Here is a 312-nt window from a genome sequence, read left to right as displayed (position 1 = left end):
AGAATAGTAAAAAGCTTCTTGAACAAAATGAACTTTCTGATAAAATAAAACTAAAAGATTTCTTGGGAATTCAGAAGTTCGATACAGAGAAGTTGCGTGAGATTATCAAGGTGATCCGTGTTCATAGTCAGGATGAAATTGAAATCGAATGGAATTTTGACGATATTTTTTCGGAACAGAGGTAACTTGAGCAGGACAAGAAGGACTTATCAGAAGATAATAAAGGTGCTGGGACTACCTGATGGAAGCGTCAGATAGTCTTCGGCAGAAAAAAATAAAATTTTTTTTGTCCTATACTTGACACATCCACAT

The 312-nt window shown here is 34.9% G+C and carries 1 pseudogene; it reads left to right on the top strand.

Features of this window, described 5'->3' with window-relative positions:
- Positions 1-185: pseudogene (locus G5B12_RS17325) on the top strand (recombinase family protein); the annotation flags it as partial.
- Positions 186-312 lie beyond the last annotated feature (127 nt).

Origin of the sequence: Blautia sp. MSK.20.85 (assembly GCF_013317245.1) — a bacterium.
Taxonomy (GTDB): domain Bacteria; phylum Bacillota; class Clostridia; order Lachnospirales; family Lachnospiraceae; genus Blautia_A.
Note: the sequence above shows the minus strand (reverse complement) of the source record. Positions and strands in the feature narration are given on the sequence as shown.